Source organism: Paenarthrobacter sp. NPDC090522 (assembly GCF_044769225.1).
Taxonomy (GTDB): Bacteria; Actinomycetota; Actinomycetes; order Actinomycetales; family Micrococcaceae; genus Arthrobacter.
This window is the reverse complement of record NZ_JBIVXL010000006.1, coordinates 278,375-294,455: the sequence shown is the minus strand read 5'-3', so window position 1 is coordinate 294,455 and position 16,081 is coordinate 278,375. Positions and strand designations below refer to the sequence as shown.

Annotated in this window: 13 protein-coding genes; 9 read left to right on the top strand and 4 right to left on the bottom strand. The window is 60.4% G+C overall.

The window, feature by feature from the left end; all coding sequences use genetic code 11:
• Positions 1 to 187 precede the first annotated feature (187 nt).
• The 3 genes from ACIQT2_RS10270 (at position 188) to ACIQT2_RS10260 (ending at position 2,730) form a co-directional block, all read left to right on the top strand.
• The gene (locus ACIQT2_RS10270) at positions 188 to 880 is read left to right on the top strand and encodes a GntR family transcriptional regulator (protein ID WP_402946034.1); all 693 of its coding nucleotides are present in this window, start codon (positions 188 to 190) and stop codon (positions 878 to 880) included.
• A 124-nt stretch (positions 881 to 1,004) separates the two neighbouring features.
• Entirely contained in the window at positions 1,005 to 2,249 is a 1,245-nt protein-coding gene (locus ACIQT2_RS10265; RefSeq protein WP_402946032.1) for an NAD(P)/FAD-dependent oxidoreductase, read from the top strand.
• Between the two features lie 268 nt (positions 2,250 to 2,517).
• Positions 2,518 to 2,730, top strand: a complete 213-nt coding sequence (locus ACIQT2_RS10260) for a hypothetical protein (RefSeq protein WP_402946030.1) — start codon at positions 2,518 to 2,520, stop codon at positions 2,728 to 2,730.
• A 172-nt stretch (positions 2,731 to 2,902) separates the two neighbouring features.
• Here ACIQT2_RS10260 and ACIQT2_RS10255 read toward each other — a convergent pair whose 3' ends face one another.
• Complete coding sequence (locus ACIQT2_RS10255) at positions 2,903 to 4,174, bottom strand: M20 family metallo-hydrolase (protein WP_402946028.1); 1,272 nt, start codon at positions 4,172 to 4,174, stop codon at positions 2,903 to 2,905.
• Between the two features lie 128 nt (positions 4,175 to 4,302).
• On the opposite strand from ACIQT2_RS10255, the gene ACIQT2_RS10250 reads away from it, so the two are divergent.
• The 5 genes from ACIQT2_RS10250 (at position 4,303) to ACIQT2_RS10230 (ending at position 9,610) form a co-directional block, all read left to right on the top strand.
• Entirely contained in the window at positions 4,303 to 5,208 is a 906-nt protein-coding gene (locus tag ACIQT2_RS10250; RefSeq protein ID WP_402946026.1) for a LysR family transcriptional regulator, read from the top strand.
• 570 nt (positions 5,209 to 5,778) lie between these two features.
• Complete coding sequence (locus ACIQT2_RS10245; RefSeq protein ID WP_402946024.1) at positions 5,779 to 6,915, top strand: diaminopropionate ammonia-lyase; 1,137 nt, start codon at positions 5,779 to 5,781, stop codon at positions 6,913 to 6,915.
• Between the two features lie 10 nt (positions 6,916 to 6,925).
• On the top strand, positions 6,926 to 8,101 hold the full coding sequence (locus ACIQT2_RS10240; protein WP_402946022.1) for an ArgE/DapE family deacylase: 1,176 nt from the start codon (positions 6,926 to 6,928) through the stop codon (positions 8,099 to 8,101).
• 8 nt (positions 8,102 to 8,109) lie between these two features.
• Positions 8,110 to 8,595 carry a RidA family protein gene (locus ACIQT2_RS10235; RefSeq protein WP_402946020.1) on the top strand — a complete coding sequence of 162 codons (486 nt, stop codon included), beginning with the start codon at positions 8,110 to 8,112 and terminating at the stop codon, positions 8,593 to 8,595.
• A 37-nt stretch (positions 8,596 to 8,632) separates the two neighbouring features.
• Complete coding sequence (locus ACIQT2_RS10230) at positions 8,633 to 9,610, top strand: LysR family transcriptional regulator (protein ID WP_402946018.1); 978 nt, start codon at positions 8,633 to 8,635, stop codon at positions 9,608 to 9,610.
• Positions 9,611 to 10,574: 964 nt separating this feature from the next.
• Here the strand turns inward: ACIQT2_RS10230 and ACIQT2_RS10225 are convergent.
• Entirely contained in the window at positions 10,575 to 12,128 is a 1,554-nt protein-coding gene (locus ACIQT2_RS10225; protein WP_402946016.1) for an AbgT family transporter, read from the bottom strand.
• Between the two features lie 67 nt (positions 12,129 to 12,195).
• Positions 12,196 to 13,377 (bottom strand): ArgE/DapE family deacylase, encoded by a 1,182-nt coding sequence (locus ACIQT2_RS10220; protein ID WP_402946014.1) that lies wholly within the window; start codon positions 13,375 to 13,377, stop codon positions 12,196 to 12,198.
• A 489-nt stretch (positions 13,378 to 13,866) separates the two neighbouring features.
• Here ACIQT2_RS10220 and ACIQT2_RS10215 point away from each other — a divergent pair, with 489 nt between their 5' ends.
• Entirely contained in the window at positions 13,867 to 14,799 is a 933-nt protein-coding gene (locus tag ACIQT2_RS10215) for a LysR family transcriptional regulator (protein WP_402946012.1), read from the top strand.
• 296 nt (positions 14,800 to 15,095) lie between these two features.
• On the opposite strand, the gene ACIQT2_RS10210 is transcribed toward ACIQT2_RS10215, so the two are convergent.
• Positions 15,096 to 16,022, bottom strand: a complete 927-nt coding sequence (locus ACIQT2_RS10210) for a polysaccharide deacetylase (RefSeq protein ID WP_402946011.1) — start codon at positions 16,020 to 16,022, stop codon at positions 15,096 to 15,098.
• Positions 16,023 to 16,081 lie beyond the last annotated feature (59 nt).

Sequence of the window (16,081 nt, the reverse complement as noted above, 5' to 3'; positions counted from 1 at the left end):
TTCCAGCGGCTCGTGGCCCTGCGGATCTTCCAAATGGATGACGCTGGCCTGCCCTATGAGTGCCACGGTAAAACGCATCTGGTCGGATTGTCAAACATTCCGACTCTCGGCTTCTCGGAATGTCTCACAAAAGTGTTAAGCTGCTTGAAGGGCCGGCATGCATCGTCCGGACGTCAAAGGAGGCAGCATGAGCGCAGAAGCGCTGTCAGTAATGGGGCGGGTAACAACCCGCTCGCGAGTGGATCTTGTCGCGGATGAGTTGCGCAATGCGATAGCAGCCGGATCCTTCATTGAGGGCCAGCGCTTGAGCGAAATCGATCTCGCGGCCAGGCTCGGCGTCAGCCGGGGCAGTGTTCGCGAGGCGATGCAGCGCCTGGTCCAGGAGGGCCTGATCGTCGTACTGCCCAATAAGGGCATGTTCGTCCTGGAGATTGAACCCGAAGATATTGCAGACATCTATGACGCGCGGCGGGCCGTTGAGAGTGCTGCGGCACTCGGCCTGATCGGGTCAAGCCATGACGAGGTACTTGAAGCTTTAGAGCAGGAATGCAGGCTGATGTCCGAAGCAGTCGCTGCCGACGACCACACGAACCTGACGGCAGCCGACCAGCGCTTTCATGAAATCCTGGTTGGCAGCCTCCGAAACAGCCGGCTTCAAAAGGCCGCGCAGACCTTCATGGTGGAAACACGGCTTTGCTTGGCGCGCCTGGAGGGCAAGTACTCCGCTCCCCAGGAGGCCGTGGACGAGCACCTCGAGATCCTCCGCGCCATTGAAAGCGCCAGCGCAGAGGCCGTTCTCAAGGCAGTCAACGTCCATATGGACAATGCCATTGATCTCCTGTCCGGAAGTTCGGCGAGCAAATCTGCCATGCGGGCCTAAAGCCTGGGCGTCACACCACCGTCCTGCAGAATGCGGTCTTGCCTAGCCGGGTCAACAGCCCTATTGTGTGATTGTAAGACATTGGGATGTTCCAAATCCCTCCATTTTCTTGAAAGGACCGCTGATGCACACTGTGGTGATTGGAGGCGGCGTCATTGGCTTGACCACGGCGTACCACCTCGCTCGTGAGGGAACAACAGTGACCCTCATCGACGCCAGGAACACCGGTCTGGGCGCAAGTGACGTCAATGCCGGATGGGTTGTTCCAGGTGACTCCGCGCCGGTGCCCGGACCTGGCGTTGTGTTGTCTGCCCTGAAGTGGATGACCCAGCCTGACAGCCCCCTCTACATCAAGCCGTCGCTGAAGCCGGACTTCATTTCCTTCATGCTTGGCATGTTCCGCGCCTCCAACGCCAAGGCGCAGCGGGCAGGCTTTGAGGCCGATCTGCAGCTCGCGGCGGACACGGTCCAGCTCTTTGACGAATACATCGCAGACGGAATCGACTATGAGCTGCACCATGAAGGCATGTTGATGGCCTTCAAAGACCAGGAGTTGATGGAACATCACCTCGGCTACGTTGACCTCACCAAGCGCTTCGGGCTTGAGCCCCACGTACTCCTCGGCGATGAGGTCCGCGTCCACGAACCCCGCCTGAACGACACCGTCAAGGGCGGCCTGTTCTATCCAAAGGAACTGCACCTTGATCCCGGCGGTTTCACCCGGGCGCTGCACTCAAAGCTTGTTCAACTGGGCGTGGAGATCGTCGAAAACTCGCCTATCGACGGAGTCCAGACCGCCGGCGGGAAGGTCGTCAGTGTCTCCTCGGGAACGCGGACCTTCACAGGAGACAAGTTCCTGCTCGCCGCCGGAGCCTGGACCGGGCCCCTCTCCAAACTCTTCGGCGCCAGCCTCCCGATCCGCCCAGGAAAGGGATACTGCATCGAAGTTGAGCCTTATGGTCTCCGCGGGGCAACCAATTTCTACGACGCGAAGGTGGCCGTAACGCCCTTCAAGGAACGCTTCCGTCTGGCCGGAACCATGGAATTCGGCGGCCTGGATGAAAAGGTCAACCAGGTACGCGTCGACGCCATCCTTCGCGCCCCCGGGCAATACCTTCGCGACTGGCAGCCCCCAACCGCAGACCAAATCAAGCCCCGCGCCGGAATGAGGCCCATGTCCCCAGACGGCCTCGCCATCATCGGCCGCTTGCCCCGCCTCAACAACGCATATGTTGCAACGGGCCACGGCATGATGGGTGTCACCCTCGCCCCGGGCACGGCCCGTGTTTTGACCAAGCTCATACGCGAAGACCACCTCAGCCCGGCCTTGTACCCCTTCTCGCCAGGCAGGTTCCGCGGCGGCCGCTAATCGCGAGCACGATCACGGTCAGCCCAAGCTACCGGCTCAACCGATCCGGCCGGTATCTTGGGCTGACTCTGAGCCTGCCAATGAAGTGAGAGCGGTCAAACCCTTTGCGATAACCCCCCATGGATTGCAGTGCAACCTCATGAGGTCAGTACTGATGCCTCTTGGAAAAGACGACGACTAACAGGAGTTCCGCATGGAACATCACGCTCGCGGTCACGTAGACGCAACGCTCAACCCGACACCGCCTCAGCGACACTCAGCGTGGCAAATGTCTACCGCCGAGTGGGCGGGACTCATGCCGTTGGACCGCGTACGAATTCAATTGGAAAGCCGGGCCGTCGAGTTCGGATCCGTTGATCTCATCGCTGATGACGCCTCTATATTCTGGGTCTGGCTGGATAACGGCCACGGACGTGTTGCGGTTCATCAACACGACAACGTCAAGGTATGGCGCGAGGAGCTCAGCCCGGCCGTTGCATAGTATCTGTGGTCTTGGCGACGCCTACGGGACACCCTTCCTCGCTTGCTAAAACGCCCTGGCCAACTCGCAAGACGCGAAATCTGCATCCTCGTTTTTCCAAAGCGGCGGCCAGCGGCTCTTTGGAGCCGCTGGCCGCTTCGTCATGGACGCCGCACCACGGGTCGAACGTGTGCTAGGCGCAGAGCTCCAGGATGGTCTGTGCGAGGACGGTGATTCCCACTGCACAGTCTTCGGGAGTGGAGTATTCGCGCGGATTGTGGCTGATGCCGTCGTATTGTCCACGAATGAAGATCATGGCCGTGGGAGTAATGGCAGCCATTTCCTGCGCGTCGTGGCCCGCACCGGACATCAGCGGCATAGCCTCGTGCCCGAGCCCGCGGGCCACCCCGGCGATGGTGTCCTGGACGACCTCATTGAAAGGAATGGCGTCGGTTTTGGCCATCCGCTTGGTTTCGACGCGGAGGCCGGGCTGCGCAGAGGGCAATTCAGCCAGGAATGCGGCCAGGTCGTGCTCGGCTTGGGCCATGAGGGCGTCGTCGGGGTTGCGGAGGTCCACGGTGATTTCCGCAAGGTCAGGCACGACGCTGGGCAGCCCGGGTGAGGTGCGCACGTGCCCGACGGTGGCGCGAAGTTGCCCGTACTTTCCGGAGTTCACCATGGCGCGGACGTGGACGATGATCTGGGCTGCGGCCAGGCCGGCGTCCAGGCGGAGTTCGGTGGGTGTGGTGCCTGCGTGGGCTGCGCGGCCGTGGAGGGTGACTTTCTGCCAGGAGATGGCCTGCACGCCGGTGACGACGCCGATAGCCAGGCCTTCCTGTTGAAGGACCGGGCCTTGTTCGATGTGGGCCTCCACGTAGGCGTGGGGTGCTTGGAGACGGACGGGGCGTTCACCCTTGAAGCCGATGCGCTCGAGTTCGTCGCCGAACCGGAGGCCTGCTTCGTCCGCCAGGTTGTAGGCGTAGTCGAGGGTGAGTCGACCTGCTGCGACTGCTGAGCCGAGCATATCGGTGCCGAAGCGGACGCCTTCTTCTTCTGTCCAGGCGGTGATGACGATGGGGCGGCGGGTGGTGAGTCCAGCGTCGTTGAGGGAGCGGATGACTTCCAGGGCGCCGAGAACGCCGAGGCAGCCGTCGAAGGCCCCCGCAGTGGCAACAGTGTCGATGTGGGAACCGGCCATGACCGGGGCCGCCTCCGGGTCGGTGCCTTCCCGGCGCCCAAAGATGTTGCCCATCTGGTCAACCGTCACTTCAAGGCCAGCTTCTTCCATCCAGCCGATCACCAGCCGGCGCCCTTCGCCGTCTTCGTCGGTGAGGGACTGGCGGTTGATGCCAACCAGGCCGGTCGCGTCGTCGTCGTAAGCGCCGATTGCGGCCAGATCCATGAGTGACTGCCAGAGCCGTTCGCTGTTGATGGCCAGCGCGGGGATGGTTGCTTCGATACTCATTGATTCTCCTGCTCAGGGAAAGGGGATAAATCAAGGCTACGAGCGAGGCATCGAGTGCGTCGATAAGATGATTCCCAGCAGTATTGATGACTTTCTTGCATGATTTGGAGGGCTACCCAATGTACAGCGTGAAGCGACTACGTTTGCTCCGGGAAGTCAGCCTGCGGGGAACGCTCGCGGCCGCAGCAGAAGCGCTGGACTACAACGCCTCGTCCGTGTCGCACCAGTTGAAGCTCCTGGAGCAGGAAGTCGGTGCTCCGCTGCTGGAGCCGGTGGGCAGGAAAGTGCGGCTCACCAACGAGGCCCGGATCCTCGTCGAGCACGCCGAGGCTATTTTCCGTCATCTTGAGGCGGCAAAGGCGGACATTGCCCTGTCCCGGGAAAGGGTCAGTGGCACCGTTCGGGTGGCGAGTTTCCAGACTGCCGGGCACGCCGTGATTCCGGCGGCCCTCCGGGAACTGCAGCACCAACACCCCGAACTGGATGTCACGGTGTCCCATATCCCGGTGGAAGCTGCCCTTCCCGGCCTTCTGGCCAGGGACTTCGACATTGTTCTTCAGGAGGACTACCCGGGTCACCCCCAGATCACCGTCGACGGCGCTGAAATCACGACGGCGGGACGGGATCCTTTGTGGCTCGTCACAGGAATCTCCTCAAACCAGCAGCATCTGAGTGATCTGTCCGAAGCAGCGTGGGTGCTGGAGCCTGAGGGGACCTTGGCCAGGAGATGGGCGACGGCGGCCTGCCGCCACGAGGGGTTCGAGCCTCGCGTCCGGTTCGAATCCTCCGATGTCATGCTGCACCTTCGACTGGTAGCCGAAGGGCTGGGTGCCGCGTTGGTGCCAGGTTTGGCGCTTGAAGCATCAAACGTGGAGGGCCTGGCCCTCAGTGAACTGCCCGGGCGCCCGGCACGCCGGATCGCTTTGGCCATCCGCAGCGGCAGCGGCCACTCCCCCGCCATCACGGCAGTCCGGCAAGCCATTGCAGGGCAGATAGCAGAAAAGCTCGCCGCCGGTTACCCGGAGGCGAGCTGATTCAGTTCTGAATACTCGACGCTCTGTTCTGGCACTCTTGGCAGCTGCGAGGGCACGGAAGTTGCCCCGCGCCAGGAACCAGCCGACCACCAGCAACGGCATTCGAGCACCGGGAGTCTCGTCGTCGCTTGCCGGGTCAGTTGTTCTTTAGTTGGACGTCCAACAGGCTTCCAGCCTTCTACCCCTCACCCTGTGATGTTCATCGTGCCAGTTACAGCACCGACGAGCCTGATGGCTCTGAAGGTCGGTGACGCCTTGCGCTACCAAGAGGCATCAAAACCGGAACTCCATCTGGCCAGAGGTGTCCACCGAGCGCTGGTTCAGGCAGAGAATCACCGCGCAAGCAGCCAGGTAAGAGCTGTGGAGTCATTGGCATTCGCGGCATGTACTTCTCGAAACAATGGAGGAAGATGCGATCGTTGACCAGACGAGCCGGCCAGCACAACCATTCGTGCCATTCCGGGACGATGGCTGCAACGGAGAGCCATCCTAAAACGCGAAGTAAAGCAGGACGTATTAGTCCATAAACTGCCGCTTTTATTTGAGCTTCGTTCAATGCACGCTGGATACATGCCTTCGACTGACACCGCTTTCTGGTACGCCAACCCCGCCGCCCGCGACTGGCGGACCGCCGCACCATCGTCCGCCCTCGTCTACCACCAAACACTGGAGGGGTACGCTCCGACACCTTTGACCCCACTCCCCCTGCTGGCGGCTGAACTCGGTGTGGCCCAAGTCTTCCTCAAGAACGAATCCGATCGCCTCGGCCTTCCGGCATTCAAGATCCTAGGTGCGTCCTGGGCCGTCTGCCGTGCCGTCTCTGAGCGGTTCGGCTTGGACGTCAGCGGCATCACCGTACCCGAACTGCGAGACTTTCTCACGGGCGACATTCCGGCCGATCAGGTTCCGGTCCTCGTCACGGCCACCGACGGAAACCACGGCCGGGCAGTGTCCCGTATGGCCAAACTCCTGGGCCTCACGGCACGCATCTACATTCCCGGTGGACTGAGCGATGCCGCCATTGACGGAATCAAAAGCGAAGGGGCCCAGCTGGTACCGCTTGACCTGACCTACGACGACGTCGTCGAAGCCGCCGCCGCGTCGACAGCCGACAACCCACGGGACCTCCTGATCCAGGACACGTCCTGGCCCGGCTACGAAGATATCCCCCGCTGGATCGTCGACGGGTACACCACACTCTTTACAGAAATCGACCAACAGCTCGCCGGCCTCGGCTTCGACAGTCCGGACCTCGTAGCCTGCCCTGTCGGTGTCGGTTCACTGGCCCACGCCCTGGTGGACCACTACCGCAGCGACGGCCACCCCCACCCCTCACTCTTGAGCGTGGAACCGGAAACCGCTGCCTGCATCGCGCAGTCCCTGCTCGCAGGCAAACCCGTCACGGTTGATACCAGCTTCCCGTCCATCATGTCCGGCCTGAACTGCGGCACACCGTCCGAGCTCGGCTGGCCCTCCCTGCTTGCCGGCCTGGACGCTGCAGTCAGTGTTACCGAGGACGAATGCCGACAGGCCGTCATCGACCTGACCGTTCTAGGCCAGGACGCCGGCCCCTGCGGGGCTGCCACCCTCGCAGGAGTCCGCACCGCGCTCAAAGGTGAGGACCGCCGTCGTGCCCTCAATATCGGGCCGGAGTCCGTCATCGTCCTCGTCAGCACCGAAGGCCTCGCCGCCAATCCCCTGCGCTAAGGAAGCCACCATGACCACACCATCTGAAGCCACCCTTGCTGCGCAGCTTGTCTCTGATCCGGCTGAACTCCTCAAGGAACTGGTGCGCATCGACTCGGTCAACCCCCGCCTCGTCAAGGGCGCCGCCGGCGAGACCGCAATTGCCGACTACGCCTCGGCCTGGCTTGAACGTCGTGGCTTCGAGGTCACGCGGCTTGAGGCCATCCCGGGCCGGCCATCCATCGTGGGGGTCGCCGCAGGAACCGGCGGCGGCAAAAACCTGATGTTCAACGGCCACCTGGACACCGTCACCCTGGCAGGGTACGACGGCGACCCGCTCGACCCGCGGGTCGAGGACGGCAAAATGTTCGGCCGCGGCACCTTCGACATGAAGGCCGGCATCGCAGCCATCATGGTCGCAGCCGCCACCGCCTCCGCCCAGCCTCACCGCGGAGACATCACCGTCGCACTGGTCGCCGACGAAGAATTCGCCAGCGCCGGAACCGAAGAAGTACTCAGGCACTTCACCGCAGATGCAGCGATCATCTCCGAACCAACCCACGAAGACGTCGTCATCGCCCACCGCGGATTTGCGTGGTTCGACGTCACCATCCACGGCGTCGCAGCCCACGGATCCCGCCCGGACCTGGGCATCGACGGCATCGCCAAAGCAGGCCGGTTCCTCACAGGGCTCGATGAACTCACCCGGAAACTCGCTTCGGGGCTGCAGCACGCCACCCTGAAATCCGGAAACATTCATGCCTCCCTCATCCGTGGTGGCGAGGAAATTTCCAGCTACCCGGCCGAATGCACCATCTCCCTGGAACGGCGCACCATCCCTGGCGAAAACGCCGACACCGTCGAAGCGGAACTGCGAGCCATCCTGGATCCCATCGCTGACACCGACCCGGACTTCCGCTACACCATTACCCGAGGACTGGAACGCCAACCCTTCGAAGTCAACCCCGAGGAAACCATCGTTCAGGCGTTGCTCTCCGCCGCCCGCAACACCACCGGGCAGGAACTGGCCCTGCGTGGCGAACCGTTCTGGACCGACGCAGCACTCATGCTCGAAGCCGGAATCCCCGGGCTGCTCTTCGGAGTCGACGGCGGCGGCGCCCACGCAGCCACCGAATGGATCGAACTCGACTCCCTGCACCGCGTCACCTCCGTGCTGACCCAAACCACCATCGACTACTGCAACTGAAGGAAGCCATGACCCAGACAACCAACGCCCCCGCTCTTCACCCCCAGACCACTGCTCGTCTGCACGAACTTGGCCTCGAACTCCCGGCCCCCTCCAACTCTGTGGCCAGTTACGTGCCCGCGACTCGCGTGGGAGACCTGGTCTACACTTCCGGGCAACTCCCCCACGAGAACGGCGTCCTTGCTTCCACTGGGAAAGTCGGTAGTGATGTCAGCGCCGAAGAAGCCTCAGCATTGGCCGCCACCTGCGTCCTTAACGCCCTGTCCGCTGCCTCGGCCTTGGGCGATCTGGACAAGGCCCGGATCGTTAAAGTCGTCGGCTTCGTTGCCTCCGCCCCGGGGTTCAACGGACAACCCGCCGTCATCAACGGCGCGAGCGACCTGCTGCTGGACATCTTCGGCGACCGAGGCGCCCACGCACGATCCGCCGTCGGGGTGGCAGAACTGCCGCTGAACGCACCAGTGGAAGTGGAACTCATCGTAGAGTTTTTCTAGCCATGGCAACCAAAACCAACCACTAGGAACGCCGCACATGCTGAATGTCGGCAGGCTGAGGGTCTTGCGGGAACTGCACCACCGCAAGACCCTTTCCGCCGTGGCTGAAGCCCTTTCCTGCAGCACCTCGGCCGTGTCCCAACAGGTCCGGCTCTTGGAACAAGAGATCGGCGTTGCGTTGGTGGAACCTGCCGGGCGGCGGCTGCAGCTCACCTCTCAGGGGCTGACTTTGGTTGACTACGCAGAAAAAATCCTGGACATGCTCGAACAGGCAGAGGACGAGATGTCCGCGCCACTGGAACAGATCCGCGGAACTGTGAAGATCGCCGCCTTTCAAACAGCGGCACTCACGTTCCTGCCTCGGGTGATCCGCGAACTGCGCGAGCTGCACCCGGAACTGACCATCGAGTTCCACCAAGGCGAACCGGAAGAAACCCTCCCTGCCCTGCAGTCCGGCGAATACGACCTGGTCATAGCAGAGGCGTATCCGGGGATGCCGGCGCCGTCTATCCCGGGCATCGAGTATGAGACGTTGTTCGAGGATCCGCTCTGGCTCGCGATGGACTCTTCGACTGCTTCCACGATCGAACCGGAACGGGACATCATTGGGCAACTCGCGGAGGCAGGCTGGGCCGTGGAGGCCCAAGACTCTGTTCCACGGACCTGGGTCATCAACCAGTGCCGCAAAGCCGGCTTCGAACCACGCATCATCTGCTCCTCCGAAGACCTGGCTGTCCGGTTTCACTTCGTAGAAACCGGACTTGCGGTCGCGGTCTTGCCAACAATGGCCCTGGAACTCTCCTCTTCGGAGATCCGCAAGTTTCCCACCGCCGAAAGCAATCAAGAACGTAAAGTCGTGGCGATCTTCCATCACGTTCAGCGGGACCGGCCCAATCTCGCGGCAACGATTTCATGCTTGCAACGGGTAGGCGGCGGATCACGATCATCCGACTCTCGATATCTTCTGGACCGCACCCATGGTTGGCGCGCCCAGCCTGACCTGCGCCCACGGTGAAACCTCGACCAACCGCATCTCGGGATGGATGCATGGCACCCCCACTCAAGCAGACGGGCAGTTGAGGCCTCACTAGTCAGCAGATGCGGCCCCGCTACGCGGCGTTGCCTTCGCTCCGACGTCCAAGTCGAAATATCCTGGCAAAGGGGAGCAACTGAAGTCAAAGCGTCCAGCCCCTGGACATTCGGGTTATGTACCTATCGGTAGCCTGTATATAGGCCAAGGTTCAGCCACCTCCAGCGGCTGCGGGAGAAACAAAAAGGTTCATAGGATGGTCGATGACCGTGCAGGAGACCTTGACCGTACTTTTTGATCGGGGCCTGCACGAAGTTGTTCCGTGAAAACAACCATAAGGACACCCGAATCAACGGGAGGAGCACTCCTGGCCATGGGTGATTCCAAAAGGCGAAACCGCGACGTCCACATGTCGCGGGATTGCTTCATCTCGATCCTCCCGCGCGGTGGCTGCGATACTGGCCAACCATCAATGGCCTTCTTGTCGTCGCTAACGGATTACCTACAAGCGGGCCCCCTACAGCAGCGACCTCTCGCTCACTGGAACGACATGGCCGTTCGGGAGCTTAGTGCTCTCATTCCCATTGTTTGGAATTTTCCTGTCCCCGGTACCGCTGTCGCTACGGTGCCGGCTACCAGCGCGGCAGGTCTGTCAGCGCTGGTCGAAACGTGAACCATTTCGCCATGCCGTCACAATAGCTCACTTGCCGACCGTCACCAACAAGGGCCTCACGCGAAGGACTGCGGTGCTATCTTCATCGCCGCGTATAGACCCAGAGGAAGACCTGGCTTGCCTCACCCGCCAAAATTGGCATCGATTTGGTCCCGCGGGGCGGATATTTGTGTTCTTGAAGATTGTGTCCCCACCCAACAGACAGTCGTCCGCTCCAATGAGCTCAGCGCCCTCCCCGGAGCGGGAAGGGCGCTGGACTCGATCAGCTTTATCGAATCAGCTTGAGGGGACTCCCGGGCCGAGAGGTACTCCCAAGGCGTACCAAAGCATGAAGAACCCGACCCAAACTACCCAAATGACGGCCGATATTGGAATCGTATATGAGGCTAGTGTTCCGATGCCGGCATCTTTTCGGTATTGCTGAATAAATCCCAAAGCCATGATGAAGTATGGGCTCATTGGGGTAACACAGTTGGTCACGGAATCAGCAACCCGATAAATTGCCTGAGTCGTCTCTGGATTAATATCCAGCAGCATCAGCATAGGGACGAAAACCGGGGCTGCGAGGGCCCAGAGCCCGGAACCGCTGGTGATGATGAAGTTCATGAAGGTAATGAGTACGGCTATTCCGAGAAGGATCGCCCACCCAGGAGCGTTGATGTGACCCAACCACTCCGCACCTGAGATGGCGAGGACCTCGCCGAGCTTCGTCCACTTGAAATAGGCCAAGAACTGTGAAATGGCGAAAAACAACACCAGAATTGGTGCGAGGGTCTTGGTGCCCTCGATCATTCCAGCGATGACGTCTGACGCCTTGGTGAAGTTTCCGCTTACAAACCCGTAAGTTGCTCCCAAAACCGCAAATAGCAGACCGATAATGAAAGCCATGCCTGAGAAAAGGACAGAATTCACAATGCTTCCGCCTTCCCCGCGCAGCGGGGAATTGACTGGGAGTACAGCCAGTGTGAGCAGAACCGCGCTGGCCAGTCCGACGATACCCGTGATTCGGAGAGCCTTCTTTTCACGCGCCGATGGGACCATCCTCGCTGCGTCCTTGCCGTCGAGGGCGTCGCTGGCAGCGTCTGCCTGAAGCTCTGGGCGCCGGCTGATCAGTGTTTCCACGATGACCGTGATCACCAACGCGATGAGTATCGAGGATCCAAGGCTGAAGAAGTAGTTGGACAACGGCGTTACGACATATGCCGGATCGAGCGTTTGGGCGGCCGCTGTGGTGATTCCGGAGAGCAGAACATCGGTCACGGTTATCACCGGAGAGGCGTCGTACCCCGCGGAGATTGACACGTAGGTGACAACGATCCCGAGAACTGGACTTCTGCCTGCTGCCTTGAAGACAAGTGCACCGATCGGGATAAGAGTCATGTATGCGGCATCGTCTGCGACGTGGCTCACCATGCCCGCCATGGCCACTGCAAAAGTCAGGTATTTACCTGGAACGCGGGCCACGAGGCGATGGAGGAGATTGTCGATAAGCCCAGACCGCTGTGCAATCGCGATGCCCAGAAGAACCACGACGATCGTGGCCATCGGCGGGAACTGAGCGAAGTTACTTACGGCTTTTCCAACGATTATCTCAAGGCCTTCTTTTGACAAAAGGCTGCGCACTTGTACGAGGTCGCCACTCGCGGGGTTGATGGCGCTGATGCCTGCTCCTTGCAGGATCGCGCTGAGGATGATGACTACAAGTGCAAGAATGCAGAAGAGCCAGAAAGGGTTTGGAATCTTATTTCCGACTCGTTCGATGGCATCGAATGCCTTGAGTGCGAATCGCATGGAACGCGATTCGGTCGAAGTGACCTCTGCGGTACTCATTAAGTCCTTCTTAGGGTGTTGATGGGCAGGTAGGTGGAACCATTGCGTGTTGCGTCGGGCACGCTGTTCACCTGCAGAACTCGGCTGTTACCACCGCGAGTGTTCTGGTGACGCGATCCAGGGAAGAGACCTCGATCCACTCGATTGCCGAGTGCGCACCGCCACCGGCCACACCGTAAAGAACTGCCGGAATTCCGGCCTCCTGGAGAAGGGCGCAATCTGTCCATCCCCGTTTTCCATAGACGGTAGGACGACGACCCGTGACGGCTTCGCACGCGGACGAAACCAGGCTGGCTATGGCTGAATCCACCGGGATTTCGAAGGGTGACCGCTCCATCGTGCGGTCGATGCTGAACCGGAAGTCGGGGTCGTTCACGGCAAGGTCGTTGAGGATTTCGCGAAGTTCTTCTTCGGCTTGATCGGCCGTCTCACCTGGAACAGTTCGCCGTTCAAGGGCGATCCGGCATTCGGCAGGGTAGCTTGACAGTTCTTCCCCACCGGTGATGAGTGAGGCGTGAATACTTCCAGGACCTATCAGGTCGTGGGCCTGACCCTCTGAGAGCCTCCGAGCAAGTTGTCCCACAGCAGCCAGAAACGGCCCGGCTTTGACAATCGCATCAATGCCTTTGTCGGGGAGCGAACCGTGAGAGGCGATCCCATGGATGGTTACGTCGAACCAAACGAATCCCCCGTGAGCCACCGCCAGGTCGTCATTCGTTGGCTCGCTGACGATTGCCGCATCGGCGCTAAAATGCTCGAGTACCTCGGCGGTGCCTTTGCTTCCGAATTCTTCGTCAGCAACAAGTGCCAGGATGATATCCCCGGAGTGAGGTTCCTGCGCGGCGGTGGCGGCGGCGATCATTTGGGCGGCAAGACCCGCCTTCATGTCGTAGGTTCCACGCCCATACATGCGCCCTTCCTGAATCCGAGGATCCAGTGGGTCCCCCTCGTAGCCTGCCAGGGTGACGGTGTCGATATGACCGTTGAACATGAGGTTCTGCCCCCCGCCGGTTCCCCGGGCGATGGCAACAATCGAGGGACGCCCGGGCGTTTGTTCAAGCCGTGTCGTTTCGAAGCCGTGTTCCTCGAGCCACGTGCCAATGAAGCCGGCGATTTCGGCTTCCCCGCCGCCACCGGGGACAAGGTCAGGGTTGACCGAGTCAATCCGGACGAGATCGGCCAGCAACTGTGCTGGCTCGGCTACCAGTGAGGCAGGAGAATGAGGAGTGTATTCGTTGAGTTGAGACACGTTGATGTTCCTAAATGGTGTTGTAATTTTGTCCTTGGACCGGCCATCCGACCCGTTGCCACATGATGGCTAATGCAGGGTTGGTAGTGATTGTCGGAACCGTGGACCTGGGCCTGCGGATGCCGTTCGCGCCAAGCAGCCTGACAACGTAAATCTTCGATATGCATCCCGCACCCGGAAGCTGCGCAGGACCGCACCCACGCCGGCGAAAACGACGGCAATGAAGCTCGGGACTGTGCTTACGGAGCGTTCATGGTTGCAACCTTTGACTTGTTGTATGCGAATCCGCAATCCGCGGAGCCTCCTTAGGACGTTGACGGGGCAACTGTGCCGCCCGGGCGATTCGTCAATCGTGACGAATCGTGGTCAGGTCCTAAAGCGCGGATGTGGCTGGCTTCACACCATTCTGCAGAACAAACACGCGAAGTAAAAGCGTTTGTTTACGGATGCTTTAGTCCGCATAACACGGACAGTCTGTATGATGTAGAGATGTCTGACTTTCGGAGACTTCAACTCCTTCTGGAGCTATCGCAACGGGGAACGATCTCTGCGGTTGCTGCGGCGATGAGCTACAGCACGTCCGGGATTTCCCAGCAGCTTGCAACCCTTGAGGCAGAGCTCGGGGCTCGCCTGCTTGAGCCGGACGGGCGCCGCCTCAAACTCACGCCCGCGGGCCGAGCGCTCGTCTCGCGAATTCCACAGATATTGGAGAACTGGGAGTCAGCTCGCGCTGCCACTTTGCGAGGCAGCCAGGAACTGGCCGGCAAGCTGCGGATCGCCGTATTCCAGACCGCTTACCTGTCCTTGGTGCCCGGCTTGGTGCGCGAGCTCTCAGTCAGGCATCCTCGTCTGGAGCTACATACGACACAGGCAGAGGAGGACGTGGCCATACCCGCGGTTCTCTCGCGTGAGCTCGACGCCGCCATCATCGAACAATATCCTGCGTTCCCAGGACCACAGCACCAAGAGCTCCATCGCAGACATATCTCCAACGATCCAATGCTCTTGGCTCCCCCGATGGGAGACACCACCAAGATAGAGAATCTGGCTTCCCTTAGCGAAGCTTCGTGGGTCCTGGAACCTTCAGGCTCTGCCGTGCGCGACTGGGCTGAAGCTTTGTGCCGCCAATCAGGGTTTGAGCCCCGCGTGGTCTTCGAAACATCGGATGTTCTTACGCAAGTAGAGCTCGTCAGAGAAGGTCTTGCTGCCGCTTTTGTACCAACCCTCATGCCTGAGAGGTTGCGTTCCGGTATTACAGTCCAGACCCTGCAAGGACAGTCGCGCACCATAGAGCTTGTCACCCGCGCATCGCGACAAGATGATCCATTGTTCGAAGCACTCGCCGAAGTGCTTGTCATCAACGATGGTCTGGGCAGTGCGGTCCATGAAGAAACGCAATCCGAACGAATATCTCGTGCCTAATTGCGGCGTGGCCGCGTCTTAGTCCAGCCCTTGGCCGGGGTTGAAAGGCACTAGCCAGCCTGACAAACGGGCGACGCACGTTGCTGTGGTCACGCTGTTGACCTGGGCTGAGTTGCCACACTGGCGTTCCTGGCCGTCGAGCGCCCGGTCTACCTGCTGTAGTAGCAGTTAAGCAGCAGAAATCTGCATTTGGCATGGGCAACGAGCTTCGCGTTCTCACCATCCCATGTGCGATGGCCTTAGATTGCAAACCATGCAGTTATCGCTCGGATTGATTTAGTAGGCAAGGCCTTAATTTAGGAGGTTTTGAAATCTTGGCCCGCAGTGAGTTGAGGTGCAATGTGCAGGGCCAACTCTTCATGGGTAGCAAACCACACACCCGCGTGGGAACGCATGTAGTCTATTAATTCCTCAAGTATTACCAGCCGGGATCGGTGCCCGATGATGTGAGGGTGCAGTGTGAGATCAAAGACACTGTTGGCCGAATACGCGGCATCGAACTCGTCTTTCCATATCTGCAAAAGTTGCCGGGGCGACAAGTACGGACGGAGCCCGCTGTAGCGGTCCATTTCAAGATAGGCTGCGTCATCGCGGATCCATTCCACCGGGATCTCAACGACTCCCGTGGGGTTGCCGTCGGCCAAGAGCTCGTAAGGTGCATCATCTGCCATCAGCGACGAGTCGTAGAGCAGCCCCAGCTCTCGAATGACCTCCAAGGTGGAATCGGAGAAGTCCCAGGACGGTGTCCGGATTCCCGTCGGTCTGCGCCCTGATTGTTCCTGAAGCACGTCAGCCGCGCGCCCCAGCAGGTCCAGTTCCTGGTCAAAGGTGAGCAGCGTGTTGCGTTCGTGAATCCACCCGTGAAGGGCGACTTCATGGCCGCTTTCGACGTAAGCCGGCACCTCATGCGGCCGGAGAAGCGCGCAGACGGCGGGGATGTAAAACGATGCATGGACTTCATAGCGTTTCAGCACCTCCAGGATGCGGGGAACGCCGACCCGTGTGCCGAATTCGCCCTGCGCCATCAATCCCGGCGAGGTCTGACCGTCTCTCAGAGCTCCAGATTCATGGTCCGCGTCGAAAGACAGAAGTACTGCGGCCTTGTCGCCGTCGTTCCAACGCCTGGGCACGTCCGGGTGTAGAAGTGGCCGTCCCGCGCGAATCTTTTCGACTTTGGCTCGCCATTCGGATTCAGGCCATTGCCACGGCTGTTTGTCGGTCATGAAGTCGTTCCTTTGATGTATTCGCCGCAACTGCGGCGCTCTTTGCTAAACCGGAGTGC

Bases quoted from the DNA above. Each gene is read 5' to 3' on its own strand.
- ACIQT2_RS10235 (WP_402946020.1), top strand. From the start codon at position 8,110: ATGACCCAGACAACCAACGCCCCCGCTCTTCACCCCCAGACCACTGCT.
- ACIQT2_RS10215 (WP_402946012.1), top strand. From the start codon at position 13,867: ATGTCTGACTTTCGGAGACTTCAACTCCTTCTGGAGCTATCGCAACGG.
- ACIQT2_RS10265 (WP_402946032.1), top strand. From the start codon at position 1,005: ATGCACACTGTGGTGATTGGAGGCGGCGTCATTGGCTTGACCACGGCG.
- ACIQT2_RS10240 (WP_402946022.1), top strand. From the start codon at position 6,926: ATGACCACACCATCTGAAGCCACCCTTGCTGCGCAGCTTGTCTCTGAT.
- ACIQT2_RS10255 (WP_402946028.1), bottom strand. From the start codon at position 4,174: ATGAGTATCGAAGCAACCATCCCCGCGCTGGCCATCAACAGCGAACGG.
- ACIQT2_RS10245 (WP_402946024.1), top strand. From the start codon at position 5,779: ATGCCTTCGACTGACACCGCTTTCTGGTACGCCAACCCCGCCGCCCGC.
- ACIQT2_RS10230 (WP_402946018.1), top strand. From the start codon at position 8,633: ATGCTGAATGTCGGCAGGCTGAGGGTCTTGCGGGAACTGCACCACCGC.
- ACIQT2_RS10210 (WP_402946011.1), bottom strand. From the start codon at position 16,022: ATGACCGACAAACAGCCGTGGCAATGGCCTGAATCCGAATGGCGAGCC.
- ACIQT2_RS10260 (WP_402946030.1), top strand. From the start codon at position 2,518: ATGTCTACCGCCGAGTGGGCGGGACTCATGCCGTTGGACCGCGTACGA.
- ACIQT2_RS10270 (WP_402946034.1), top strand. From the start codon at position 188: ATGAGCGCAGAAGCGCTGTCAGTAATGGGGCGGGTAACAACCCGCTCG.
- ACIQT2_RS10225 (WP_402946016.1), bottom strand. From the start codon at position 12,128: ATGAGTACCGCAGAGGTCACTTCGACCGAATCGCGTTCCATGCGATTC.